We start from the raw sequence: 26,197 nt of genomic DNA, 5'->3' as shown, positions 1-26,197 counted from the left end.
CAGCGAAAACAAGCGCTGAAACAATGCACGGACCGAGCGAAGAACGCCTCATAGGTTGAAAAGCTGGCGGGCGTTGCCGCTGAGGATCTTCGCCTCGGTGGCGGCGTCGAGATTCAAGCTGCGGAGAGGATCGAGGATTTCCTGTGGCTGCACCCAGGGATGATCGCTGGAAAAGAGCAGCTTGTCGGCGCGGCTGAAATCAAGCGCGAAGCGCATGGCCTCCGGCAGCGGCGAAACGATGTCCATGTGGATGCTGCGCAGATACTCGCTGGGTTTGCGCTGGAGGTTTTGCGGGCCGCGTTTGAGCACAGTGAGCTGGTGGTCCATGCGACCGCAGATGTAGGGCAGCGTGCCGCCGAGATGCGGACAGACGAGCTTCAGCTTCGGATGTTTGTCCAGCAGGCCGCTGGCGATGATGCGCGCAATGGCGATGGTGTTTTCAAACATGTTGCCGAGCGTGCTGGTGAGCTCGTAGCCTTTCACCTGCTCCGTCGTCATCGGTTTGGCCGGATGCAGCAGGATGGGCACGCCCAGCTCCTCGGCGCGGGCATAGACCCAGTGAAACTGCGGTTCGTCACACCATGCGCCGGCGAGATTGGTGTAGAGCAAGATGCCTTTGAAGCCGAGCTTTTTCACGCAGCGGTCCAGCTCCTCGGCGGCTGCTTTTTCATTCTGCAAAGGCAGCACGCAGAGGCCGCGGAAACGCGTGGGATGCTTCGCGATCACGCCCGCGAGCGAATCATGGATCAACTGCGCCACCGCCGGGCCATCGTCACCGAACCACTCGGGGCCAGGATCGTTCGTGCTGAGCATCGTGATCTCGATGCCGCTGGCGTCCATCGCGGCGAGCTTGGCCTCCACATCGAGGTAATGCGGCGGCACTTTGCGCAGCCAGTCGCCCATTTTAAGGAAGACGGTGCCATCTTTATCATAGATAAGCGGCTCGACTTTGCGCTTGCGCATCATGTCGAGCACCTCGGGGAAGAAGAGATGGCTCTGGCAGTCGATCACACCCGCCGAAAGCACGGCAGCCGCCGCAGTGCTCGAAACTGCGGTGCTGCCGGCGACTGTGGCGGTGAGAAAATGACGCCGGTTCATGACAGGATCAGCCGTCGATGTTCCAACCGTCGCGATAATCCTTTTTCATGAAGGAGTTCGCTTCGGGGGTGTCGGGGCTGGTGCCGGTTTTGCCGTCGTAGCTGATCTTTTTGCCAGTGCGATACGCAACGAGGCCAAGAAGCATCATTTCGATCATGTTGGAGCTGTAGCCGAAGTCGCAGGCGGTTTTCTTGGTCGGGTCTTTGCAGGCATCAAACCACTGCTTCTGGAAGTTGCCTTTGCCGACGTCGGCAAACTGATCCTCCTTTTTGCGCGGCTTGTAGTAGCTCAGGTCAGCGTCGTCGCCGTAGGGGATGATCATGCGGGAGTCGAAGTCGGCGATGATGAAGCCCTTCGTGCCCTTGAACATCGCGCCGTGGCCGATTTTGGTGAGATCAATGGAAGGCTTCGGCGAACGCGGCATCGCGCCACCTTGATACCAGCTCACGGTAATCGGGCCTCGCCAGTCATTGGCGGGATGCTCGAAGTGCGATTCGCAGTTCACCGGTGTCACGTCGGAGTTGAAGGCCTCGCCCTTAGCCTCGGCGGAGGTCGGAAGCTTGGCATCCACGGCGTTCCAGAGCAGGTCCATCGTGTGGCTGCCCATGTCGCCGATCTGTCCGGCGCCGAAGTCCCAGAACATGTTCCAGGAGAGGCAGTTCGCGCCGGCTCCACCGGAGAAGTAGGCAGGGTTGTAAGGATGGAAGGGCGCAGGGCCTAGCCAGAGGTCGTAATGGAAGCCTGGAGGCGGCGTGCCTTCCTCGGGGAAGTAGCCGGGCTTCGGAATCTGGCGGTTGCCCCAGGCGTAGGCGGCTTTCAGCTCGCCGATGGCACCGTCGCGGATGAGTTCCTTCACGCGATTGAAGTTCGGCTGCTCATGACGCTGCATGCCGACCTGCGTGGCGAGCTTGCCTTTCTTCGATTCCCACGTCGCGCGGACGGTGCGCGCCTCATTCACCGTGATGGCCAGCGGCTTTTCGCAGTAGCAGTGCAGGTCGCGTTTCAGCGCCCAGTTGGCGATGAAGGCATGCGTGTGGTCCGGCGTGCAGACGACGACAGCGTCGAGGTCCTTGTGATCAAGGCACTTGCGCCAGTCGATGTAAGTTGTTGCACCGGGGAAGCGCTTCAACGCGTCCGGGAAGCGCGCCTCGTTGATGTCACACAGCGCGATGACGTTTTCCTCCGCGATGGAGTTGTAGTGCGCAAGGCCGCGACCCCACACGCCGATGAGGGCGACGTTGAGCTTGTTGCTGGCGGCGTTTTGGCCGAACAGCGGACGGGTGATCATGCTGCCGGCGACGAGGCCGGCCGCACCGACGAATCGGCGGCGGGAGAGAGGCGTGGATTGGGTGTTCATGGGTTGGATAGATCGGAACGAGATGCAGTTCTCATTCGCTCAAGACTGGCAATCTTGGGCTTCCCACGCCTTCGCGCACCTGCTTTTTCGCAGCTTGCGATGCCGGAGCCGCCACCTGGGCAGGAAGACATCCGCGACAAGATGCCGCTTGATTTACCAGTGACGCTTGGAGATCATCCCACGAACCGATTAAACATCATGGAAATCACCACCGCAGCCAGGTCTCTGTTGGAGCACAAAGGACGGGACATATGGACCATCGCGCCGGGAGCCATGGTCTTGGATGCCATTCACCTGATGGACGAGAAAAATGTCGGAGCGCTGCCGGTGATGGATGGCAGCAAGCTGGTCGGGATCGTCTCGGAGCGAGACTACATGAGCAAGGTGATGCTCAAGGGGAAGTCGTCGAAGGAAACACCGGTGAGCGACATCATGACCCGTGATGTGGTGACGGTGAGCCCTGATCAAAACGTCTCGGAATGCATGCGCATCGTGTCTGAGCATCGCATCCGCCACTTGCCGGTGGTCGATGACGGTCAACTGCTCGGCATTGTGTCCATCGGCGATCTCGTGAAGTGGACCATCGCGACGCAGCGCATGACCATTGAACAACTGGAAGCGTACATCAACGGCGGTTACTCAGCCTAGATGGCGCGGTGACTTGTGGGTTTCAAATCAACTCGTCGCTGTGCGGCAGCCAATGCTGCTGCGGCGGGATTCATGATCGGCGAATCGATTGATCGCTTCACTTCGCCTTCGGAGCCGGTTTCGGCTTCTCAGGCAACCCTTGGCCGGGCTTCAGATCCAAATTTGCCTTCATGTCTTCTTCGGTCACGGTTGAGGCCACACCATCGGTCGGAATCTTCGCCTTCGCCGTCCATAGAATCGCATTCAGCACGAGTTTGCGCTGGTCGTTGTTCGCCCAGCCTTTGTGATAATGCCCGCCGGTGAAACCGAATCCGCGACCGCCATCCGCACGCTCACAGGCCCAGGCCACATGCTGCTTCTCCTTGTTCTTCACGGACTCACGCACGGCGGGATTGCCGCTGTGGTGACCGTCAGGGCGGCTCATGGTCGAATCAGGTGCCACATCGCTGAGGATCGGCGTCACGCCTTCCATGCCCTTGCGGAAGCGCATGTAGAAGTACCATTCGTCATTCGTGGCGAAGGGCTTCACGCCCTCGCTGATCGGATGCACCGGGAACTCCTTGAAATTCGCGTCCCAATGCGGATTCACGCTCCAGTTGATCTCAAACGCGCCGCCCATCCAGTCAATGAACTCCTTGTTGCCCTTCTCAATCGTCGGCTCCACCGCGTAGTGAATCGTGAGGAAGCCGCAGCCGCGCTTCATCTCTTTGTCGAGTTGGGCGAGGCGGCCTTCCTGCAAAGCCGGATGCCCGCCGCCGCCGTCGGAGTAAATCACAATCGTGTCTGCCTTCGACAATTCTTCTTGTTCTGGCCATTCGCCGTTGAGGTGATGCTTGATCTCAACCTGCTCCGCCGCGCCCTGCTCCAGGCACTTCTTCAAAAGCTGGATGCCCGCATTGTGCTCATGCTGCCCCGGTCCATGCGACGGCTTGCCTGCAATCATGACAATGAGTTTCTTGTCCGCCGAAAACGCGGAGCTGACGAGGGAAAGGGCAAACAGGAACGTGACGAGGTGCTTCATGGTGGTGGGAGTGGAGAACGCTGTGCCAAACTTTTAGCTATCATTCAATCACAGTCTGCAAATGATGCGCGGCAGCATGAAACGCCCGCCAACCAGAGAAGCCTGCCGCATACTCGGCTGGACGGGGTGGATCATTGGCCTTCTCGGAATCGCTATGGCGTTCGCCATGCCCTATACCGTTCGTATTCAGACGACGGCCAAATATAGCGAATTCTTCAGCGCAGAGGAATCTCGCAAGATTGCTGACAAACTCTCCAAAGAAGCGCGACCAACGATTCTAGTGGGCTTGACGCTCAGTGTGGTGTTGGGTTGGGCTTTCATGCAGCAGAAACCGTGGGCGCAGCAATGGTGGCTGGTTGTTTGTGCAGCCTGGGTCGTTGATTTTGGTGTCGGCTTATGGCTTCATTCACATACTGGCGTAGCCTGGGCTGGATTGGGCTTTAGGATCGCAATACTAATTTACTCCATTCACCTTCTTCGAGGAACTCCATCTCAGGTGTGAAATCAGGGGCTTGTGGTCGCACAGCTTTGCGAACGCCACGCCAAAATCCCGCACATCCCAAAGCCAAACACATTCAGCGTCCCGTGGATCGCCCACATCTGAGGCATCGTCAGCGCCAGATTGGGAATCAAATATCGCAGACCGAATCCCAGCGCCAAAAGCATCGCAGCTAGCAATGAAACGCCTGAAACGACAAAACCCAGCCGCGCCAAAACTTCGCGTTCCTTTTCCAAACCGCGCTGAATCTGTGAAGCGGCCACTCCAACGGCCCCCAGCACCAAAACCGTCACCCCAAACGGCTCGACGAACGGCATGACCCCAAAGTGCGTGCAGGTGATTCCCATCGCCACCAGCGGCACACCGAGCAGAATCGCCAAGCATGAGAACTTCGTCAGGCCATTCGGCTTCACCTTCGCATTCAGGCCCGCCATCAGCGGCAGGGTGAATCCCGCATGATGAAAGTGCGCCGCTGTCAGCAGCACGATCAGCGGATCAAAGCCAAACAAGGGACGGTTCGTCTGATGAAACGTCAACCACAAGGCTCCGATCACGGGAAACACTCCAGCACTGGCCAAAGCAAGGTCGCCCGCTGTCCATTGGACATGGCGAAGAGTTTGCACGCTGCTCATGGCCCACCACGCACGCCAGACCAGCCAGGGGAGCGTCAGCGCCACAGCCCATGCCACCTTATCTTGGGCGAACGACAGCACGAGCATGAAAGCGCAGAACACCTCGAGCTTCGCGTCTCTCGTCATGGTCACAGATGCGCCGCGCTGCAAGGCGTGGCTGAATGGCATGAGAAACAGCGCCGCAAAAAACAGCAGCGGCATGATCCATCGCGGTTCATCGGGATATGGCTGCCACCAGACGAACGTGATGACGATCCAAGCCGCGAGACCACGGCCCGGATGAGTGAAAAAGAAATGTTCCTTCATGTTTCAATGCTCTGTTTCATCCTCGCCTGCGAATCCTCCACAAATCGCAGTTGCCACCAGCGCGCCAGCGGAAATGCGAGCCATGCCATCCAATGCCGTGGATGCGAAAAGGCACGAATCACATACCACACACTGCCATCCGGTCGCCTTTCGATCACAAACTGCTCCTCGCCGCACTCCGCGTGTTCCGGCAGCGTGCCATACACAAAGCCATGCCTGTGCTCTGAATCACAGCGCCGGAGAATCCGGCACGGATTCACCCACCACAACCCGCAGATGCGCACCATCATCGCCACGATCTGCTCCACCTCTTGACCTTTGACTTCTTGACGGCTAACCTCCGCCCAAGTCGGAAACATCCGCCATGAGTCTAAAGCCTCGCATGCCTCACGCCATGTCTCCTCGCCACTTCCCAGCCTCACCGCATGCTCGTCCGCGATGAACCCATCCCGAGGCGGCGACATGTAACTCAGCGGCACATCACTCCACGACTCCAACACTCCTAGCAGGCGTTCGGGCGTGGGCTTTCGCAGACAGAGCATCCGCCAGTATGGAGAGCCGACGATTCGTCGGCAAAAAAAGATGTTGGCTGGCCGACGATTCGTCGGCACACCATAACCCATGCCCAACCCCATCCGCGCCGTCATCTTCGACTTCGACGGCCTCATCGTTGACACTGAAAGCACCGGTTACCTCACTTGGAGGGAAATCTTCGACCAGCACGGCCACGAACTGCCCATGGAGCGCTATGCTCAGGTCATCGGCACCGATTTCAACATGAGCTACGACCCGCGGCGCGATCTCGAACAGCTCACCGGGCGCGACTTCGACTGGCAGGCCATCGAACTCGAGCGCAAGACCCGCGAGGGCGAGTTGCGCCAGCATTTGCACCTGCTTCCCGGAGTAGCTGATCTCTTGCAAGAAGCCGACGCGCTCGGCCTGCGCATCGCCATCGCCTCCAGCAGCCCGCGCTCATGGATCGACTCGTGGATGGACCAGCTCGGCCTCCATGATCACTTCCACCACATCTCCACCGTCGATGACACCGGCAAGGTGAAGCCCGATCCGAGCCTCTTCCTCCACGCCGCCGAAAAACTCGGCGTGCAGCCCGAGGAAGCCGTCATCTTTGAAGACTCGCTCAACGGCCTCCGTGCCGCCATCGCCGCCGGCATCCGCTGCATCGTCGCCCCCGGGCCGATGACGCGGCATCTCGACTTCACCGGCGCGTGGAAGCGCGTCGAGTCACTGGCACATGTCAGAATCGCTGATCTGATGCTGGTAAAATAATGGCGGGTAAAATGATGTGCTTCAAAGTCTGCCCATGAAATCCATCATTCTACCCCTCATCATTTTACCAACTCTGCTGTCCGCCGCCGATCCCGCGTGGCTCATGACCGGCCAGTTCCAATGGAAATGCTCGCCGCCGCTCATCGGGCCCGACGAAACCGGAGCCGATCCCGATGTCGCGCTGAAGGATCCCAGTTTCGTCTTCCACGAAGGGAAATGGCATCTCTTCGCCACGCATCGCCGCGCTTCCGGCAAGGTGGACATGCAGTATCTGAGCTTCACCGATTGGAAAGACGCCGACAAGGCCACGCGCCACACGCTCGACTTCCACGATCAATACCACTGCGCGCCGCAGGTCTTCTACTTCACACCACAGCAGAAATGGTATCTCATCTACCAGCTCGCCGATGAGAAGCGCCCTCTCAAATTCGGACCCTATTTCTCCACCACGACGAACATCGCCGACCCTAAGTCGTGGACCAAGCCGCAACCGATGATCGAATCGCTGCCCGAAGGCGGCACGAAAACGAAATGGATCGACTTCTGGGTCATCTGCGATGCTGAAAAGGCCCATCTCCTCTACACCAGCGACGACGGCCACTTCTGGCGACGCGAGACCGCGAAGCAAAACTTCCCGCTCGGCTGGTCCAAGCCCGAACTGCTGCTCCAAGACACGAAGGAGGCCCTTTTCGAAGCCTCCTGCACCTACAAGCTCAAAGACCGCGACCAATACCTCACCATCATCGAGGCGCTCGGCTCAGGTCATCGCTACTACAAAGCCTGGCTCGCCGACAAGATCGAAGGCCCGTGGGAGCCGCTCGCCACCACTCGTGAAAAGCCCTTCGCCGCCACCGAGCAGATCCACCCGCCCTCCACCTGGACCACCAGCATCAGCCACGGCGAACTCATCCGAAGTTCCAATGACGAAACGCTCGAAGTCGATCCCAACGACCTGCGCTTCGTCTTCCAAGGCGTCGATGCCGAGGGCTACAAGGCGAAGAAATATGGCAGCATCCCGTGGAAGATCGGGATTCTCTCACCTTGAAGAATCTCCTTCCACTCCGCTATTCCAGTTCATAGCATCTCGCACCATGAAAACACTCCTCGTCGCCAGCCTCGTCCTCGCTTTCTCCGGCATTTTGACCGCCCAACAGGCTGCCGAGGCTTCCTCGATCCAGCAGAAGGCCGAAAAGATCATCTTACCCACGGTGAAGTTCCAGAATGCCACGATTGAACAGGCGCTCGAATACATCCGGGTCAAAAGTCGTGAGCTCGACACCATCACGCAGCCGCCCGCCGCCAAAGGAGTCTCCATTGTGCTGCGAGGCGGCGCGATGACGGACACCATCAGCCTCGATCTCAAGGACGTGCCGGTGATCGACATTGTGCGTTACTGCGCTGAGCGCGTCGGGTTGCAACACCGTGTCGAGAAACATGCCGTGGTGCTTGCCGCCAGCTTTGAAGAGAAGCCCGAGCCTCCTGCCGCCACGCCTCCGCCAGTTCTCGGCAGCGCTGACCAGATTGTCCTCCCGACCGTCCAGTTTCGTGATGCCACGATCGCCGCCGCCGCTGAATACTTTAAGGTGAAGTCCCGTGAACTCGATCCCGCCAAGCAGGGGGTGAACATTGTCGTCAAACCTGGTGGATCCGACGCCAAAGTTTCCCTCGATCTCCGCAACATCCCTCTGCCCTACGCGCTGTCTTACGCGGCCGACCTCAGCGGTCACCAGCTCAGCACGGACGGCCAGTCCTACCTCCTCACCCCTTTGAAAGCAGAGTGACCCCATGACGCCGCTCCCGCTTGCCGATCGCTACGCACGCTTTCGCGATGCGGTGTTCAGCGGCATTGAGGAGACGCGGTTGCCGGGCTTCGCCGAGCCATTGACGGAGCTTGATCTGCAAAGCCTGTGGTTCGCCGGAGCTTTCGGCAGTGAATTCACCAGCACGGAGGGCAAAGCCGTGCGCATCACCGACTGCGGTACCTGGAACTCCGGCCCCGGCCCCGATTTCACCGGCTGCGCTATCAGCGTCGATGATCAAATGCTGCACGGCGACATCGAACTCGATCCCGATGCCCGCGATTGGGAGCGCCACCAGCATGGAGCGAATGCCGACTACGACCGCGTCGTGCTGCATCTCTTCTTCGACGCGCCGCAGGAGCGCTTCTACACGCGCACCAGCCAGCATCGCGAGATCACGCAGGTCGTGTTGAGTTCCGCGATGCTCGCCAGCGATGCGAAACCGAATCGTGGCCTCGCTGCCGCTCGTCTGGGCCGCTGCGCCACGCCCTTGCATGAGATGGAGGCCGCGCGCGTGCAGTCCATCATCGAATCCGCCGCGCAATACCGGCTGGAGTTGAAATCGAAGCGCTTGCACCGCTGCGTGGCCGCGCAGGGCCGTGAGGAGGCCGTTTATCAGGCGCTGGCGCGCGCCCTCGGCTACAGCAGCAACCAGCAGCCCTTCGTTCTTCTCAGCCAGCGCCTGCCGTTGAAGCGCTTGCTCAAAACCGATGCGCCAAGTCGTGAAGCGCTGCTCTTCGGCGTCTCCGGCTTCCTCGAGGTCATGCGCAGCGATGACACCGAGCCGGAAACACGCGCCTACCTGCGACAGCTCTGGTCGCAGTGGTGGAAAGTTCGCAACGACTGCCTGCGCTGGCTGGAGGAGCGCCAGCTTCCTCGTTGGAAGCTCAAAACCATCCGCCCCGGCAATCACCCGCAGCGCCGCGTCGGCGCGCTTGCCGCGATGCTCAATGTGTGGCCACAAGTCGTCGCCCCGCTGGCCGATGCCACGCGCTGGAGCCAGGCCGCGTGGCGTGAGACGCTGCTGGCACTCACGCATGACTTTTGGAGCACGCATTACACCCTGCTGGCCAATCCTGCCGCGAAGCCACTCGCCCTCATCGGCGAAACGCGCGTGCAGGAGATGCTGGCGAACGTGGCTTACCCGCTGCTCGTGCCCGAGCGCACACGTTTGTGGGCCGAATACCTCGAACTCCCCGCCCTGCTCGACAATCAAAAGGTGCGCCGCGCCGTGCAGCGTCTCTTTGGCGATGATCCACGCGGCAAAGACTTCACCAAGAAGCTGCACCACCAGCAGGGCCTGCTACAAATTTACGAGGACTTCTGCCTGGAGGACGACTCCGCCTGCGCCAACTGCCCCTTCCCGGAAAGATTGAAGGAGTGGAGCTGACACTTTCGTTCAACCGCCATGCGCGCATTTCTCACTCTCGCTCTGTTGCCTTCATTTGTCCTGGCCGCCGACCTGCCTGATCCGGCCGCCATCACCGCCGCCATGAAAAAGGCGGTGGTTTATGCTCACACGCACCTTGCTCGTGAGGGCGGTTATGCCTCCTCGTATGACAAGGAGGGCAAGATCGGTGAAGTGGAGCACGGTGAATCGCCCACGATCATTTCCATCCAGCCGCACGGCACCACGACGCTCGGGCTGGCGATGCTGAAGGCGTATCAGGCCACGGGTGACGAGGTTTTCCTCAGCGCGGCCAAGGACGCGGCCAAGGCGCTGCTCAAATGTCAGCTCGCTTCGGGCGGCTGGGACAGCGACTTCGATTTTGACCCAGAGAAGGCCAAAAAATACTATCTCCGCAGCCATCTGGACGCCGGCGACAAAGAACCCGGCAAGCGCCGCAACTCCTCCACGCTCGACGACAACAAGACGCAGTCCGCGTTGCTCTTCCTCCTCGAAATGACGCACGAACCGGCCTGCAAGGACGACGCGGAGCTGAAGCGCTGCACCAAGTTCGCCCTTAATGCCCTGCTAACCGCCCAAGCACCGATCGGTGCCTGGCCGCAGCAGTTCAGCAGCCCTGCCGATCCCACCGCGCCTATTCTCAAAGCCAGCTATCCGGCCGAATGGTCGCGCACCTTCCCAAAGGTAAATTACACCGGCTTTTACACCCTCAACGACGGCAACCTCGAACGCATCGCGCATCTGCTGTTCCGCGCCTACGAACTCGAAAAAGACGAGCGCCACCTCGCCGCGCTGAAAAAACTCGGCGAGTTCCTCCTCCTCGCGCAAATGCCCGAACCGCAGCCGGTCTGGGCCATGCAGTACGACCACGACATGCATCCGGCATGGGCGCGGAAATTCGAGCCCCCGTCCGTCACCGCCTACGAAACCGTGGGGGCCATGGAGGTGCTGCATCAGCTCTGGGTGCTCACGGGCGATGATAAATACCTCGCGCCGATTCAGCCTGCGCTTGCTTGGTTTGAGCGCTCGAAACTGCCGGACGGCCAGTACGCCCGCTTCTACGAGCTGAAGACCAACAAGCCGCTGTTCTTCGTCAAAGACACCTACGAGCTGACTTACGACGACAGCAACATGCCCACGCATTACTCCTTCAAGGATGACCGTCAGGACGACATCGACACCTTCAAAAAGAAACTCGCGCAAAGCCGTGAAGAATTGCAGAGCAAACTCGCCGGCCCGCAGACGCCGAAGGAATGGGCCAGCCGTGCCAAAGGCGCCGCCGCCAAGGCCCAGAAAGCCGCCGACTCCCTCGACAGCGAAGGCCGCTGGCTCAAAGACGACCGCATCGACGGCGGCGAATTCGTCAAAAAACTGAACGCCATGGCCTATTACGTCGAGGCGCGGAAGAAGAGCGGGCAGTAGGCAGGTTCTTTGCGGATCCCCGGAAGAAACCCCTCTTGATCGTGCCGGAGCCGGAGTTTAATCTCCCCGCATGAGCGCTGATGTCCCACTCCTCGAAAAAATGCTCGCCCCCCTGAGCGAAGGCATGACGGAAGCGTATGCCCGCAGGCTTGCCAGCATTCAGGGTGATGAGCAGCTTGCCGACGAGCTTGATCGGCTTGCCGCCAGAGAAAGCGCAGGCACGATCACCGAGGAAGAACGCCGCCGCTATGACACTTATGTCCATGCCGGCAGCTTGATTTCCGTGCTTCAGGCACAAGCCCGGCTGTTTCTGAAGCAAACAGCCGCCGCGTGATGGACAAGGCCACACGCCAACTCGTACGGCAACGTGCCGACAATCGTTGCGAATACTGCCAGCTCCACCAGTCCAACGAGGCTGCATTGCCTTTCCACCTCGATCATGTGATCGCCATCAAGCATCGTGGTTCGGACGACATGGAAAATCTCGCCTTGGCCTGCGGCGTCTGCAATCGGGCCAAAGGAACCGACATTGCAGGCATTGATCCCGACTCCGGCGGTCTGACACGGCTTTTTAACCCGAGAACCGATCTCTGGGCCGATCATTTTTTCCGTGATGGCCCGCTGATTCTCGGCAAGACCACCATCGGTCGTGCCACAGTCTGGGTGCTCCAGATGAACGTCGAGCAGCGCGTCGAACTGCGCACGCTGCTGCTGAAGCTTGGTGAGCTTTGACCACGCCCATCTTGCCCAAAACCCAGGCCGCGCTTAGCTTCCACGCCTCCCATGACCCACGCCGTCCTCAGTCTCCTCAAAGAAAGCCGTCACCCCATGCGCATCGACCTCATCGGGGTCGCAGGGTCGGGCATGAGCGGGCTGGCGCTGCTGCTGCTGGGGCTGGGGCACAAGGTCAGCGGGTCGGACAAGGCGACGACATTGGAAACAGACCGGCTGCAGAAGCTCGGGTTGCAGTTCTTCCCGGCTCATTGCGACAAGGAAGTCGAGGACTGCGACATGGTGATCTACTCCAGCGCGATCAAGCCGGGCAATGTGGCTTATGAAGCTGCCTACAAACAGGGCATTCCGCTCATTCGCCGCGCGGAGGCGCTTGCCGCCGTGATGGCGAACAAGAAAGGCGTCGTCGTTTGCGGCACGCATGGCAAAACGACGACCTCCGCGCTCACTGCGCATGTGCTGCGTCAGGGCGGCCTCAAACCGAGTCACTACGTCGGCGCGGAGATTCCGATTCTCGGTTCCAATGCGCATTGGGATGCTGAGGGCGAACTGTTCGTGGCCGAAGGCGATGAAAGCGACGGCACGCTCGTCAATTTCCATCCCGAGCATGCCATTGTGCTGAACATCGAGCCCGAGCATCTCGACTTCTACGATGGCATCGAGGCCATCAAGACGGTGTTTCGCCAGCTCTTGAGCCAGACGCCAGGACACTGGGTCTATTGCGCCGAAGATCCCGTCGCCAGCGAGATCTGCGCCAGTCCACGGGGCGTGAGCTACGGCTGGGACCGCGAGCATGATTTCTCGGCGAACATTCTCTCGATGAAGCCGGATCACTCCGAGTTCGACGTGTATCAAAGAGGCATGCTGCTCGGCACCGTCACACTTGGCATTCCGGGCAAGCACAATGTCTCGAACGCGCTTGCCGCCATCGCGCTTGCCACTCGCTGCGGCGTGACGTTTGAGGCCATCCAGCATGCCATGCGCAGCTTTCGCGGAGCGAAACGCCGCTTTGAAATCCGCCACAGCGGCGAGCATTTCACGGTGGTGGACGACTACGGCCATCACCCGAGCGAAATCGCCGCCACGCTCGCCACGGCGAAGGGTTTGCAGGCAAAACGCATCGTCTGCCTGTTCCAACCACATCGCTACAGCCGCACGCAACTGCTCAAAAAAGAGTTCGGCGCGAGTTTTGATGCCGTGGACGAGCTGTTCGTTACCGATGTCTATCCCGCGAGCGAAAAGCCACTCCCTGGTGTCAGCGGCGAGACCATCCTTGAAGAGGTGCGTCTGCAAAACGATCACACCAAGACCGCCAGCACGCCCACGATGCTCATCTCCCGCGACAAGGTGGGAAATGCGCTGCGTCCCGGCGATCTGCTCATCACCCTGGGCGCGGGCAACGTCCACGAGGTCGGCCGCTGCATCGCGCGAGATCTTCCCGTGCTCGAAAAACTCTGCGACATCCTCGATGCGAATGGCGGTGGAGTAGCTCGCCTCTACGAGCCGATGAACCGTCACACCACCTGGCTCATCGGTGGACCGGCGCAGTATTGGATCGAGCCGCGCAATGAAACGGCCTTCGCGGAAGTTGTGCGCTATCTGCGCTCCGCCTCGATTCCGATCCGCGTCATCGGCCGCGGCTCGAATCTGCTCGTCAAAGATGGCGGCATCCGTGGAGCGGTGATTCATCCGGCAAAGGACGATTTCGAGTCTGTGACGGTGAACGGCGATTTCATCACCGCCGGAGCTGGTGCGCGGCTCAAAAAGATCGCCAGCACGGCCCGCAATGCCGGTATTGGTGGTTTCGAGTGGATGGAAGGCATTCCCGGCAATCTCGGCGGTGCGATTCGCATGAACGCGGGCGCGATGGGCACGGAAACCTTCGATCAAATTGTCAGCGTGCGCTTCATCGACACCGACGGTGTCATCAAAGAAAAGCCGCTCGCCGAAATCACGCATCACTACCGCAGCGTGCCCGAATTTGAGGAGCGCTACGTCGTTTCCGCCGTGCTGAAAGGCTCCCCTGCCCCTCAAACCGAGATCGACGCCAAACTCGCCGCTTCGCATCACAAACGCCGCACCACCCAGCCTGTCGGCGCGAGCGCTGGCTGCACCTTCAAGAACCCCGAAGTCTGCGGAGCGGGCAAATTGATCGATGATTTGAGCCTCAAAGGCCGCAGCGTCGGCAAAGTCATCGTTTCCGATGTGCATGGCAATTTTATCGTCAACCAAGGCGGTGCCACAGCACGGGAAGTGCTGGATTTGGTGGCCCAAATCAAAGAAACCGCGATGCATGAACGCGGCGTGGCTTTGGAGATGGAAGTGAAGGTCATTGGCGAGGATCAACCGCTCCCGCTATAAAGTTGCCCTGTTCCTGTGGAACAGGGTGCTCCAATTGCACAGCAACTGGACTACTTTGTCCAAGCTTGCGCTTTCACGCGTCAGCGGTGAGCTTTCCGCTTGATGCAGAAACTCTCCCTCATTCTCTTTCTCCTCGGCCTGTTCGTGACCGGTTTGCTCGGCACGGAGACGCGCCTGCTGTTCTTCTGGCCGGGGTGCGCCTTGATCGGGCTGGCGGGTTTGATCGCGGTGCTGCGCTGGAAGTTGCGCGTGAGTTTTCAACCAAGCGACTGGTGCTTGCTCACCGTGCTGGGACTGGCGGGGTATGTGGGCTGGCGGGCGTGGGTGTCGCCGGTGGAAGTGTATGCGCGTGAGGATGGAGCCATCCTGCTGGCCTGTTTTGTGGCGTATTTGATGACGGTGACGGCGGCGAGCCATCCGAAATGGCGGCTGGGCATCGTGTGCGTGCTGTTGGTGCTCGTGGCAGGCAATTTAACCGCAGGCTGGCTGAATTTTCTGGGACGCTGGGATTTCCACCTCGTGCCGGGCTTTGTGCGCTCGTTCGCGCCGGGCCGAATCGGCGGCTTCTTCAACAATCCGAACCACCTCGCGGCCTTCCTGTCGTTCGCTGCCTTCCTTTCGACGGGCGTGATGCTGTTTGCGCGCATTCACATCGCCTCGCGGCTGCTGCTGGGCTTTGGCATTCTTTCGATGCTCGCAGGGACGGCGCTGACGATCAGCCGGGCGGCGATGCTGGGCTTTGCCGTGGGCGGCGGCGTGTTTGTGCTGCTGACGCTGTGGACCGTGTGGCGCACGAAGCGCCCGCTGTTCAAGTGGCTGCTTCTCGGCGGCGGGGTGATCGTGGCGCTGACCGGTGCGGTGCTCTACAAGGTGAACGAGGAATCCATGCTCACCCGCCAGCTTGCCACGCCGCTGGGCGAGGACATGCGCACGCACATCTGGCGCGCGGCGCTGGCGCAGCATGCGGAGTCACCATGGATCGGCGCGGGCTCGCGCATGTTCTATGAGGGCGGGATCACGCACCGCGATCCCGAAACACCGGCACAGACGGGCGATTCGCTCTTTGCACACAATGAATACCTGCAGACGCTGGCTGATTACGGTTGGACCGGCCTGGCGCTGGTGGTGCTGGTGGTCTTTGCGCATCTCATGAACGGCATTCGATTCCTGCGCTGGTTCGCGGCGGAGAAATTTCCTGCCACAGGCATGCTCGGCAGCAATTCGCTGGCACTCACGCTCGGTAGCATTGCCGCCCTCGTCGCCACGCTGGTGCATGCGGCGTTTGAATTTCACGGCCATGTGGCTGCCATCGCAATCTTGGGGGCGATTGTGCTCGGTTTGCTCGCGAATCCAGGCGTTGAGAGCGATGTCTTCAAATCACGCCGCATCTGGGGCCTGCGCTTCCTGATGAAAATCGTGATGCTGGCCGCCTCGGCGGCGATGATCGGTGGTGCGGCAATTTTTGGCATGGCGGATGGTTATGCGGCCATCGCGCAGGTGCAGAACAAGCGCGGCGAAACTGAGAAGGCGCTGGGCAACCTCGCTCGTGCGGTTGAAATCGACCCGCGCAATGCGGCTCTGGCCTACCAGCACGGACTGGCGTTGATGGAATCCATCAAACCGGGCATGACCGAGGAGAAGTACCGCCGCACCGTGGATGCCTCGGTCACGGAACTGACGCGTGCCACCCTGTTGAATCCGCACAATTACCTCCACCAGCTCGCCCTGGCAGATGCTCTGGACGCAGCAGGCAAAACCGACGCGGCGATGGGCGCGATCCAGCGGGCTTTGACACTGGCACCGCTGTACGAGGAGCCGCGCATGTCACTGGGCATGCACTACCACCGGCTGGGGAAATTTGAGGAGGCCGAGTTTGCCTACCTTTGGGCCGGTCAGGCGAAGGCGCTGAACCATGCGGGCACCACAAACTGGCTGGACAACTACCGCCAGCTCCTCCGCCACACTGCCATCCTGGCCGAGCGCGAAAGGGCGGCCCGGAACGCGGCGCAAAGCCGCTGAGATGCGCATTTGCCCTCCCGGCGAATCCCGCTAGTATCGCGGCCCTCATGGCTCTCGCAAAAATCACCCAAGTGGCCGGCCGCGGCGTTTATGTGCCCGGCTCGGACATCGACACCGACCGCATCATCCCCGCACGCTTCATGAAGTGTGTGACCTTTGACGGCCTCGGCGAATTCGCCTTCTACGACGTGCGTTTCGACAAGGACGGCAAACCCACCGGCCATCCGCTGGACGACCCACGTTTCAAAGGCGCCAACATCCTGCTTTCCGGCACGAACTTCGGCTGTGGCAGCTCGCGTGAGCATGCCCCGCAGGCGCTGTATCGCTTCGGCATCCGGGCGGTGATCGCCGAGAGCTTTGCGGAGATCTTTTTTGGCAACTGCACCACGCTGGGAATCCCCTGCGCGGTGGCTTCCGGCTCTGACATCCGGGTGCTCGCCGCGGAGATTGAGCGCAACCCGCAACTCGAGGTCACCATCGACGTCGCTGCTGGAAAAGTGTTCTTTGAAGACCAGGAGTTTGCCATCAACCTGCCAACGACCGCTCACGAGGCGCTCACCAGCGGCAAATGGGATCCGATCGCCGAGCTTTTGGAGAACAAGGACGCCGTGCATGCGCGGATCACCGCGCTGGGCTTCGCTTGAGTCTTTTATCCCATTCAAATGACGCATGGCCGCCTCTGACACTGCCAAGACAGCAGGTTCGCCGTCGATCATTCGGATCTCGTCGGCCTCGCGTCAGTTGGTCTCGCCGGACACGGTTCATGTCATCGGCCACCGCAATCCCGACACGGACGCGATCTGCTCGGCCATCGGCTACGCGGCGTTTCTGCGCGATGTGCGCGGCATGAAGGCCGAGGCCGCGTGCTGTGGCGAGTTGAGCGTGCGCACGAACTGGGTGCTGCAAACCGCCGGTGTCGCCGCGCCGAAGCTGTTGCTCGATGTGCGGCCCACCGCCGCCACCATCTGCCGGCGCGATGTCTTCACCGCCAGCCCGCACCAGACCTTCCTCTCCGTGTACCGGATGATGATGGATCACAATTTCCGCAGCATTCCCGTCGTCGATGACGAGGGCCGCCTGCTCGGCATGCCGGCGATTCAGGAGCTGGCGCAGCTTTTCCTGCCCGCCCGCACAAACGAAAAGACCGTCGCGGCGAATCGCGAGGTGCGCACAAGCCTGCTGAACATCGTGAACGCGCTCGATGGCATCCTCGGCGGCTCCGCACCTGATTTGGAAACGATTCAGGATTTCGTGCTCGTAGTTGCTGCATCCAGTTTGGAAACCACACGGAAGCGCGCGCAGCAGTTCACAGCCAACCGTCTTGTCGTGGTGACGGGTGACCGGCCGGAGATTCACGAACTCGCTGTCGAAATGGGCGCACGCTGCCTCATCATCACCGGCAAGTTCAAAGCCGCTTCCAGCATCCTCACGCAAGCTGCGGAGAAGGGCGTCGCCATCATCTATTCGCCCTATGACACCGCCAGCACCTCGCAGCTTCTGCGGTTCTCGCGTCCCATCGGCGAGGCGCTGACGCATGAGTTTTTGTCCTTCGGCTCACGCACCCCGCTGCGCGAGATCGTCCCTGCGGCGCAGCATTCACCCCAGCCCCTGTTCGCCGTCGTCGATGAGGAAACACACACCCTCCTCGGCGTGTTCTCGAAGTCCGATCTCATCGACCTGCCACGCATGAAGCTCGTACTCGTCGATCACAACGAGTTCGCTCAAGCCGTGGCCGGTGCCGACGAGGCGGAAATCATCGAGGTCATCGACCACCATCGTCTCAGCGGCAATCTGCGCACCAAGGAGCCGATCCGCTTCATCAATGAGCCGGTCGGCAGCACCTCCACCATCGTCGGCATCATGTATCGCATGCAAAAAGCCGCGCCCGACAAAGGCACGGCCATCTGCCTCTGCGCCGGCATCATTTCCGACACGCTGCATCTCACCAGCCCGACGACGACAGACACCGACAAAGAGATCCTCGCATGGCTCGCCGGCATCGGCGGCATCGACAGCGCCCAGTTTGTGAAGGATTTCTTCGCCGCCGGTTCCATGCTGCGCGAGCAGACGCCGGAACGCGCCCTCGAAAGCGACCGCAAGGTCTTCGAGGAAAACGGCTGGCACATCAGCATCTCCCAGATCGAAGAACTTGGCCTCGACGAATTCTGGAAGCGCGAAACCGAGCTGCAAGGCGCGCTGCAATCGCTACTCACCAAGCACAGCCTCCATTTCGCCTGCCTCATGGTCACCGACATCACGCGCCATCACAGCGTCCTGCTCGTCGCCGGCGATCAGCGCGTCATCGACGCCATCGACTACCCGCAGGCCAAAGAGCACGTCTATGACATGGCCGGTGTGGTGAGCCGGAAGAAGCAGCTCTTCCCGTACATGAGCCATGTCGTCACGAAGCTGGAGGCACCGTGAAACACCTCACGCTTCCTTGAAGCTGCCCGTGCGCAGAAAGCGGTGCACCGCTCTGAAAACAGCCGGTTGCAGGATGATGGTGGCGTGGTTCGCCGGCAGCAGGATGAAATCTGTCTCCCCATCGGCATGTGAACTCGCAATGGTGACGACACCGTCAGACTCAGGACCTAGGAGATGGCGGAAGACTGGCAGCGTGTCCTTGCTGCCCATGATGATGCCCGTTTCCGGCGGCAGCGGACCGAGGCTGTTCGGAGTACTGTCTGCGTTTGTGCCAAGTTCCGCTGAAACCGGCCCCAAAACCCACCGCACCCAGCGCCATTGACGCAATTCATCAATGATCTGGCTCCCTTGGTTCGGCGGAGCCAGCAGAACGGCACGCCCCAATGGAAACGCAGGATCACGCTGCGCCGCCCAGGCGCGAAACACGATCCCTCCAAGTGAATGCGTCACGAAATGCACACGCGATCCTTCTGCGAACTGCAGTTCTGCCAGCCTCGGCCCGATGTGCCTCTCTACTGCCTCCGCAATCGAAACGCGATGTGACGGATAGCCAATGCTCGTCACCCGATAGCCGCAGAATTTCAACCACATGCCCACCACCCACATGCTGCGCCGCGTGCGCCCAAGTCCGTGGATGAGGACGACGGTGTCGGCGGGTGGGGAGCTTGCTGAGGTCATGGTTCAATACAGTTTCAGGAAGTCTTGAAGCGACTCGTCAGGATGGCAGAGAATCACATCGAAGGGCAGCAGGTTGCCGTCCTTGATGTAGCAGTTGCGCGGCAGGGCGTCGATGGCGAGGACATTGAAGGCGTAGTTGAAAAAGAGCAGATGGCCGGAATCATCAGGGATGCGGGTCCAGCCGGCCTCGGTGAAAAAATGTTCGATCTCGCGATCTGTCGCAGGTTCGCCGTGGTATTGCGGCTGGCTGATGGCAAAAGAGATCTTTCCGTCGGACCATTCGATCACCGAGGTGAGGCGAACATCGTCTTCAAAGACCGCGTTGGCCGCCAGCCATCGTTCCAGATACTCCAAAGGAGCCGCGTGAACGATGCCGATGTCCTTTCGGAAAGGAGGAATTGCCGGATCGTCCCTCAGGTTCACTTGTGGCACGGAAATCACGGCCGGAATCAGACCGAACTTGGGCGGAACGGTGATTTTGATCACGCGACCGGCTTCATCGTCGAACTCCACCAAATGCTCCGTGCCGCAGCGCAGTCCTGTGTCGGAATTCCGAAACTCCTCAAAGGTCTGCCCGGCCCGCCTCAGGATTTCGAGTTCGCGAGCCAGAGCGCACGCTTGTTCGGTTTCGTGCGCGGCGCGAGCGGCCCGGTCACTCCCATCGCCCGTGCCGTCGTGACGGCAAAGGTCGCGTAATCGGTGGTGGAAGGCTTCAAGCGAATGGCCTTCGTCCCATGGATTGGAATCTGTTTTTTTTCGGAACTCACTCTGGCCGGAGGCTACGACGCCGGGCGCGGGGAGTCAATCATGGCGATTGGCGCTGGCTTCGGCGCGGCAGCGTCCTGGAGTGCGCCGGTCCTCCGGCGCTTTCGAGCGTTCCTTGGTGCGCGAAAAGCTGGAGAACTCCAGGACGCTGCCGCGAGGTTTGTCAGCTCTGCGGTTTATCTTTGGATTTTTGCAGTTCGTCCCAATCCCACACGGCTTGAGCGCGCTTTCTAGCGGCACGGTCCAAAGCGACCACACAAAGGATGATCGCCAGCATCACCGTCCCATTTGATTGGGACTCTCCGCTCTTCGTGGCAAGCCCGACAAACACGCCCAGCCAGAATATCCATTCCCGAAAGACCGGACGCTGCCTCTCCCGGCGCAACCGCGCTTCTTCCGTCCGCTCCATATGGCGAATCCGCAGCAACGCATCGCCGCGCTCGCGAATCATGTCCTCTGAAAAATGGGTCGTCGTCATGATGAAGCGATGGTGCAAGGCGGCACGAGGTTGTCAATTGAGCGCGGGAAGAATGATCTTCGGACTCCAAACGCCGTCCGGCACACGACAGCGGTGTCGCGCCAAGGCTTGCCACCGCACTCCAAGACGCTGCCGCGCAAATCGACGATCAATGATTAAACAAAAACGCCGGTGAGTTGATCAAGGCCCAGGCCAGATCCTGCGCGGCGGTCAGACGCTTATTCGTGAGCTGTTTGGTGCTGAGGTCGCTGTCGCGGCGGAGTTGGATCAGCTTGGGGTCGAGGACGATGGGCTTTTGGGTGTCGGTATGCTTCGTTTCCAAAGCGATGAGCTGCGGATCGACGGCGAGGGGCTTTTTGGCGGTGGCGAGGAGCTTTTTCTGGGCTTGGTAGTCGCGGAACTGGTTCAGGAAGTGGGCGGTGAGGGTGGCGGTTTGCGCGGGGGTGCGTTTCGCGGCTTTGAGGGCGACGGCGACATCGGCGGGGACGCCGAAGCGGACGGTGGGGCTGTTGGTGACCCAGAGGCGGAAGCGGCCGGGGTTGTATTTGCCGTTTTGGAAGGCGGAGGTCATCTGGATGGTGAAGCTGGTGCCGCCTTCATTCGTGATGGGCTTTTCAAATTGGAACGTCGCCTCGTGGCGGAAGCCGCCTTCGGGACTCACGGCCCAGCCGCGGTCGCGATTGCCTTTTTTCAGCGCCTCGGTGACGGGGAAGTCCTTCTGCTCGAAGTCGGCTTTCGGGCTCTTGAGCGTTTGGGCCACGCCGGAGCCGCGTTTGCGTTTGGCATCAGCGGCATCGGTGGTGACGACGAACTCGCCGAGGACGAAATTGCCGTCAGGAGCGAGGCCGGGGCCGTTGTTGGGCAGGCGGTCATCGGGAAGCATTTCGAGCTTGATGGCGGTGATGCCTGCGAGGCTCGATTTGCCGGTGAGTTGGTAGTTGCCGTTGGTTTGTTTGCCTTCGGGCAATGCGGTGGCGAACAACGAGCCATCGGGCAGCACTTCGAGTTTTTCGACGCCTCCGACGCGACCGGGCTTCACATCGAGAAGATGCCATTCGGTGGTGAGATCGAGGTAGTTCTCCCAATTCGGCTGCTTGGCGGACGCGGTGTCAAAAGCGGCTTTCACGGTGCCTTCGGCCTTCTTGATGGCGGCGAGACGGGCTTCCTCCTGTTTCTTCACCTCGGGGGCCATTTTGACTTTGTAGGCTTCGAGTTCCTTTTTCGCGGTGTCGATGGCGAGCAGGCGTTCCTGCTCGGCTTTGGTGATGAGAGGCTTCTGCTCGGCTTCTTTGGCCTGCGCGACCGCAGCGAGGGCTTTGTTCTCCTCATCGAGTCCGGCCATGCTGGCGAGGGCGGCGTCGATTTCCTTGGGCGTGGCGTGGCGGTTGATGACGCGGACGAAGATGGCATCGACGAGCTGACGGTCGTCCTGGATCTCGGCGGTGAGCTTGGCGATGGCGTTGCCGGGATCGCTGATGGCATCGCCGACGGTGGGGCCGCTCATGAGGGCCATGACGGGGCCAAGATTGACCTCGTTGCTGCGTTCGCACTCGCACACGCTCTCACGCGCGGGGCGGCCGAAGTTGGTGAGGAAGCCGTCTTGCAGTTTGATCTGTGCATCGGCCAAAGCGGCGGCGCGGGTGCCTTTGGGCACGCCGGGGATGTTTGGCATGCTGCCGGTGACGGCGAAGACGGAGTCAAAGAGCACTTCAGCGGGCAAACGACGCGCCTTGGCGTGGCTGTAGTTCGTTTTGTCGTCCTCGTTCCATTTGTTCGTGGCGAGGCTGAGGTTGTAGGTGCGGCTGTTGGCGATGAGCTTCATCAGATGGCGCACGTTGAAGCCGCTCTGGATGAACTCGTTCGTGAGGTATTGTAGCAGCTCGGGATTGCTCGGCGGATTGCCGGCGCGGATGTCGTCGAGCGGCTCGATGACGCCGGTTCCGGTGAGGTAGCCCCAGATGCGGTTGGCGTAGCTCATGGCGAAGTAATCGTTGTCCGCGCTGGTCATCCAGGTGGCAAACTGGTCGCGGCGGGTGGTGGCGGTTTTGCTGACCAGTTCGGCATCAAACGGCACTTGGGGCGACACGGGCTTGTTGGTGCGCAGGTGCGTCACGTCGCCGTCTTTTTTGTCAGAGACGATTTCATACAGCGGCTTTGCGCCTTCAACGGCGGTGCCGCCGATGGTGGCTCCCTTGGCCTGTGGATCGCCTTTGAGATCGACCTGGGCGAAGTAGGACGCGGTTTCATAGTACTGGTCCATCGTCCAGCGCTCGAAGGGATGGTCATGGCACTTGTTGCAGTTGAAACGGGTCGCCAAAAACAGGTGCGTGGTGTTTTCCGAGAGTTCTTCGGCGGTGCGCACGGTCTTGAAGTAGGAGGCGGCGGGGTTGTCCTTGTTCGAGCCGGTGGCGGTGATGATACGGTAGGCGAAGCGGTCGTACGGCGTGTTGTCGGCGACCTGCTGCTTGATCCACGCACGCAGGCCGGTGGCGCCTTCGCTGCCGAGGAATTTGGAGTTCACCTGCAGCATGTCGGCCCATTTGTTGGCCCAATGCTCGACGAAATCGGGGTTGCCGATGAGTTTGTCGATAATCTCGCTGCGCTTCGTGCGCAGGTCACGTTTGTCGGCGAGGAAGGCGGTGACTTCTTCGGGCTTCGGCGGCAGGCCGGTGAGATCGAGATGGATGCGGCGGAGGAAATCTTCATCGCTGCAGACGCCGGAAGGCTCGATCTTCATGCGCTGCCACTTCTGTGCGACGAGTTCGTCGATCTTGTTCCACTTCTCGGGATCCTTCCACGCGAAGCCGGTGCGGTCGCCCATGACGGTGATGGTGGTGGCGGCATAACTGCCTTCAAAGCGGGCGAGGATCGGCGCTTCGCCACGACGCAGACTGGTCATGAGGCCTTTTTTATCCGCTTCGATGACATCGCCGTTGCCGCTGTCGATGAAGGCCTCGGCGGTCACGTCTCGGACATAACCATCGGCATAGCGGGCAATGACACGGAGCTGCTGGCGTGCGCCGACTTTTTCGACGACGGGATTTTTTGGCGAGAGTTCGATGCTGGTGACGCGGGGCGTTTTCATGTCGAGCTTCGCGCCCTGGCTGATCCAGGCCTTGAGTGTTTCATAATAGAGTTCGCCCGGCACGGTGAGCTGGCCGCCTTCATGCGGCACGCTGCCGCTGGCCTTGAGCAGCATGAGCGAATGCTCCGGCGAGGCGACGTTCGCGCGACGGCTGGAGAGATCATCGGCAAAGGCGAGCACGTCATACACCGGATCGTAACCGCGCAGGCTGAGCTTGAAGCCGGCCTTGCCTTCCTTCGAGCCGTGGCAGGTGCCGGCATTGCAGCCGAGCTTCGACATGATGGGCATCACATTGCGCACGTAATCGGGTTTCAAAGGGGCGTTCATGCCGGCGACGACGACGGGCACGCTGGCGGTTTTGCCCAGGAAGGCGATCTGCACATTCGTGCTGCCGTCTTTATCGGGACGCACCATGCCGCGGGTGTCGATGTCGATGACGCCGTCGTTGGCGGCGACAATTTTTGCCATGCGAGTGACGTCCGCGCGGGTGCCATCGCTCATTTTGGCAGTGACGAGAAGCTGCGCGTATTCGGCGGGCTTGCCGATCTTGATGTTCGCCGGTTCGACCTCGATGGAGGCCACGGTGGGGCCGAGGTGGAGCGTTTCGACCTTGTCATCCTGCTTCACTTCGACGCGCACGGCGTCGTCAGCGATCACATCACTCGCGGCGAGGATTTTTTCCTTCACCAACGGCACGGAGACGAATTCCTTCGCGATCTTGCCGGTGGCGGCATCAATGAGGCGGATCTGGCCATCCTGACCCGCAGCAGCGACGGTCTTGCCATCGGGACTGAAGGTGACACTGAAGATGCCGCAGGGCAGCGCGGTGGCGCTGAGCTGCTTCACGCCCTTGGTGACCCAATCGTCGAGTTCCTTGCCTTTGCCGTTCACGGTTTCGACGATCTTCTTCACCTCGGGCGGCATGGTGCTGTCGTACTCGCAGGCGTAGATGTTCACCGCGCCGGTGCCTTCATACGAGGCGCCAGCGGCGATGCGTTTGCCATCGGGGGCAAAATCGACGCCGAAGATGCGGCCCTCCATGGCGGGGAATTTGCGGATGAGATTCGCGTTGTCACCGATGACACGCTTGGTGATGCGCTCCATGCGATAGATCGCGGGCACGCCGTCGGTGCCGCCGATGAGGATTTCATTGCGGGAAGGATGGCGTGAGAGCACCTGCACGCCGCCTTTGAGCGCACCAGGCGTGATGGAGGTGATGTTGTCGATGAAGCGCTGCGTGGTGACCTCGGTGAGCTTCACCGTCATGTCGCGACCGCAGGAGACGACGTGCTTGCCATCAACGCCCCACACGGTGTCGAGCACCCAGTCGCTGTGGCCGCCCATGAACAGCATTTCCTTGCCCGTCGCGGCTTCAATCGCACGCATGGCGTTGTCGCCGCAACCGAACGCGACGTATTTGCCATCGGGCGACCAGCTTGCGCCGTAAAGCGTGTCGAAGGTGAGTGATTTGGAGAGTTCCAGCTTCTTCGCCGCGACATCCCAGATCTGGATTTCGCCCATGCGCGCCGGGCTGCCGCCGGTGAGGGCGATTTTCTTGCCATCGGGCGACCACGCGAGCTTCTGAATGCGTTCCGCGAGGCCGACGAGACGTGCGACGACCCCGCTGCCGTCCGCTTTGTGAATCAAGACCTCATGATAGCCCGCCACCGCGATCTGCGTGCCGTCCGGCGAGTATTCGAGCGAGGTGATGGCCGGGGCCGTGACATAAACCGGCGGATGCGCCATGTCGTACTGCGCCTTGGCCGAGGCCGGCGTGTCATCCTTCGCACCTTCATTGATCCAACGCTCGATCAGCGCAATCTGCGTCGCGTGCAACGGGTCCGCCTTCTGCGGCATTTCCACTTTGCCCTTTTCGTCCGGTTTGAGGAGCTTGAGCATGTTCGACTCCGCCGCCTTGCCAGGAACGATCGCGCCACCCTCCTCGCCGCCTTTGAGCAGCGCCAAGAACTCCGTCATGATGTAATCGCCCTTCTTCTTCGCCGGCTGATGGCAGCCGTTGCACTGCGCCTGGAAGATCGGGCGGATGTGTTTGTAGAACGACACCGGCTTGTTCGGGTCGATGCCTTCGTCCTTCTTCGGCGGTGCGGCATGCACAGCGGCGGCGAGGAATAGAGCGGGGACGAGGAGACGAGTCATTTTCATGAGGTCAGAGGCGTG

General features: G+C 60.6%; 23 protein-coding genes. 14 read left to right on the top strand and 9 right to left on the bottom strand.

The features are described 5' to 3' along the window. Positions 1–48: 48 nt before the first annotated feature. The gene (locus tag U1A53_RS01920) at positions 49–1,098 is read right to left on the bottom strand and encodes an amidohydrolase family protein (protein WP_322278666.1); all 1,050 of its coding nucleotides are present in this window, start codon (positions 1,096–1,098) and stop codon (positions 49–51) included. Positions 1,099–1,105: 7 nt separating this feature from the next. Beyond that, on the bottom strand, positions 1,106–2,455 hold the full coding sequence (locus tag U1A53_RS01915) for a Gfo/Idh/MocA family oxidoreductase (RefSeq protein WP_322278665.1): 1,350 nt from the start codon (positions 2,453–2,455) through the stop codon (positions 1,106–1,108). 198 nt (positions 2,456–2,653) lie between these two features. On the opposite strand from U1A53_RS01915, the gene U1A53_RS01910 reads away from it, so the two are divergent. After that, positions 2,654–3,103, top strand: coding sequence for a CBS domain-containing protein (locus tag U1A53_RS01910; protein WP_322278664.1), 450 nt, complete (start codon positions 2,654–2,656; stop codon positions 3,101–3,103). Positions 3,104–3,200: 97 nt separating this feature from the next. Here U1A53_RS01910 and U1A53_RS01905 read toward each other — a convergent pair whose 3' ends face one another. Then, positions 3,201–4,124: a ThuA domain-containing protein gene (locus tag U1A53_RS01905; protein WP_322278663.1), complete on the bottom strand. Its 924-nt coding sequence runs from the start codon at positions 4,122–4,124 to the stop codon at positions 3,201–3,203. 76 nt (positions 4,125–4,200) lie between these two features. On the opposite strand from U1A53_RS01905, the gene U1A53_RS01900 reads away from it, so the two are divergent. Beyond that, complete coding sequence (locus tag U1A53_RS01900; RefSeq protein ID WP_322278662.1) at positions 4,201–4,626, top strand: hypothetical protein; 426 nt, start codon at positions 4,201–4,203, stop codon at positions 4,624–4,626. Between the two features lie 2 nt (positions 4,627–4,628). Here U1A53_RS01900 and U1A53_RS01895 read toward each other — a convergent pair whose 3' ends face one another. After that, the gene (locus U1A53_RS01895; RefSeq protein WP_322278661.1) at positions 4,629–5,561 is read right to left on the bottom strand and encodes a YndJ family transporter; all 933 of its coding nucleotides are present in this window, start codon (positions 5,559–5,561) and stop codon (positions 4,629–4,631) included. Then, complete coding sequence (locus U1A53_RS01890) at positions 5,558–6,103, bottom strand: DUF1990 domain-containing protein (RefSeq protein ID WP_322278660.1); 546 nt, start codon at positions 6,101–6,103, stop codon at positions 5,558–5,560. The genes U1A53_RS01895 and U1A53_RS01890 overlap by 4 nt, the downstream gene beginning before the upstream one ends. A gap of 79 nt (positions 6,104–6,182) precedes the next feature. On the opposite strand from U1A53_RS01890, the gene U1A53_RS01885 reads away from it, so the two are divergent. The 11 genes from U1A53_RS01885 to U1A53_RS01835 all read left to right on the top strand — a co-directional run bounded on the left by U1A53_RS01885 (position 6,183) and on the right by U1A53_RS01835 (position 19,013). After that, the gene (locus U1A53_RS01885) at positions 6,183–6,848 is read left to right on the top strand and encodes an HAD family hydrolase (RefSeq protein ID WP_322278659.1); all 666 of its coding nucleotides are present in this window, start codon (positions 6,183–6,185) and stop codon (positions 6,846–6,848) included. 34 nt (positions 6,849–6,882) lie between these two features. Continuing rightward, positions 6,883–7,893, top strand: a complete 1,011-nt coding sequence (locus U1A53_RS01880; protein ID WP_322278658.1) for a non-reducing end alpha-L-arabinofuranosidase family hydrolase — start codon at positions 6,883–6,885, stop codon at positions 7,891–7,893. Between the two features lie 46 nt (positions 7,894–7,939). Beyond that, positions 7,940–8,629 (top strand): hypothetical protein, encoded by a 690-nt coding sequence (locus tag U1A53_RS01875; RefSeq protein WP_322278657.1) that lies wholly within the window; start codon positions 7,940–7,942, stop codon positions 8,627–8,629. A gap of 4 nt (positions 8,630–8,633) precedes the next feature. After that, a complete protein-coding gene (locus tag U1A53_RS01870) occupies positions 8,634–10,037 on the top strand; it encodes a DUF2851 family protein (protein WP_322278656.1) in 1,404 nt (467 codons plus the stop codon). An 18-nt stretch (positions 10,038–10,055) separates the two neighbouring features. Continuing rightward, on the top strand, positions 10,056–11,477 hold the full coding sequence (locus tag U1A53_RS01865) for a pectate lyase (RefSeq protein ID WP_322278655.1): 1,422 nt from the start codon (positions 10,056–10,058) through the stop codon (positions 11,475–11,477). Positions 11,478–11,577: 100 nt separating this feature from the next. Continuing rightward, on the top strand, positions 11,578–11,811 hold the full coding sequence (locus U1A53_RS01860) for a hypothetical protein (RefSeq protein WP_322278654.1): 234 nt from the start codon (positions 11,578–11,580) through the stop codon (positions 11,809–11,811). After that, positions 11,811–12,209 carry an HNH endonuclease signature motif containing protein gene (locus tag U1A53_RS01855; RefSeq protein WP_322278653.1) on the top strand — a complete coding sequence of 133 codons (399 nt, stop codon included), beginning with the start codon at positions 11,811–11,813 and terminating at the stop codon, positions 12,207–12,209. The genes U1A53_RS01860 and U1A53_RS01855 overlap by 1 nt, the downstream gene beginning before the upstream one ends. 51 nt (positions 12,210–12,260) lie before the next feature. Continuing rightward, positions 12,261–14,570 carry a UDP-N-acetylmuramate--L-alanine ligase gene (murC, locus tag U1A53_RS01850; protein WP_322278652.1) on the top strand — a complete coding sequence of 770 codons (2,310 nt, stop codon included), beginning with the start codon at positions 12,261–12,263 and terminating at the stop codon, positions 14,568–14,570. A 102-nt stretch (positions 14,571–14,672) separates the two neighbouring features. Then, on the top strand, positions 14,673–16,589 hold the full coding sequence (locus U1A53_RS01845; protein ID WP_322278651.1) for an O-antigen ligase family protein: 1,917 nt from the start codon (positions 14,673–14,675) through the stop codon (positions 16,587–16,589). A 47-nt stretch (positions 16,590–16,636) separates the two neighbouring features. After that, entirely contained in the window at positions 16,637–17,233 is a 597-nt protein-coding gene (leuD, locus tag U1A53_RS01840; protein ID WP_322278650.1) for a 3-isopropylmalate dehydratase small subunit, read from the top strand. A gap of 25 nt (positions 17,234–17,258) precedes the next feature. Beyond that, entirely contained in the window at positions 17,259–19,013 is a 1,755-nt protein-coding gene (locus U1A53_RS01835) for a putative manganese-dependent inorganic diphosphatase (protein WP_322278649.1), read from the top strand. Positions 19,014–19,019: 6 nt separating this feature from the next. On the opposite strand, the gene U1A53_RS01830 is transcribed toward U1A53_RS01835, so the two are convergent. Together U1A53_RS01830 and U1A53_RS01825 are read right to left on the bottom strand one after the other, a co-directional pair. Continuing rightward, the gene (locus U1A53_RS01830) at positions 19,020–19,691 is read right to left on the bottom strand and encodes an alpha/beta hydrolase (protein WP_322278648.1); all 672 of its coding nucleotides are present in this window, start codon (positions 19,689–19,691) and stop codon (positions 19,020–19,022) included. A 3-nt stretch (positions 19,692–19,694) separates the two neighbouring features. Continuing rightward, positions 19,695–20,177 carry a hypothetical protein gene (locus U1A53_RS01825; RefSeq protein WP_322278647.1) on the bottom strand — a complete coding sequence of 161 codons (483 nt, stop codon included), beginning with the start codon at positions 20,175–20,177 and terminating at the stop codon, positions 19,695–19,697. 30 nt (positions 20,178–20,207) lie between these two features. Here U1A53_RS01825 and U1A53_RS01820 point away from each other — a divergent pair, with 30 nt between their 5' ends. Then, positions 20,208–20,387, top strand: a complete 180-nt coding sequence (locus U1A53_RS01820; protein ID WP_322278646.1) for a hypothetical protein — start codon at positions 20,208–20,210, stop codon at positions 20,385–20,387. Between the two features lie 232 nt (positions 20,388–20,619). On the opposite strand, the gene U1A53_RS01815 is transcribed toward U1A53_RS01820, so the two are convergent. Both U1A53_RS01815 and U1A53_RS01810 read right to left on the bottom strand, forming a co-directional pair. Beyond that, positions 20,620–20,934, bottom strand: a complete 315-nt coding sequence (locus U1A53_RS01815) for a hypothetical protein (protein ID WP_322278645.1) — start codon at positions 20,932–20,934, stop codon at positions 20,620–20,622. Between the two features lie 148 nt (positions 20,935–21,082). Further along, positions 21,083–26,182 (bottom strand): DUF1549 domain-containing protein, encoded by a 5,100-nt coding sequence (locus U1A53_RS01810; protein ID WP_322278644.1) that lies wholly within the window; start codon positions 26,180–26,182, stop codon positions 21,083–21,085. Between the last annotated feature and the right edge of the window lie 15 nt (positions 26,183–26,197).

It is taken from the genome of Prosthecobacter sp. (genome assembly GCF_034366625.1).
Taxonomy (GTDB): domain Bacteria; phylum Verrucomicrobiota; class Verrucomicrobiia; order Verrucomicrobiales; family Verrucomicrobiaceae; genus Prosthecobacter.
This window is presented reverse-complemented; position numbering and strand designations above follow the sequence as displayed.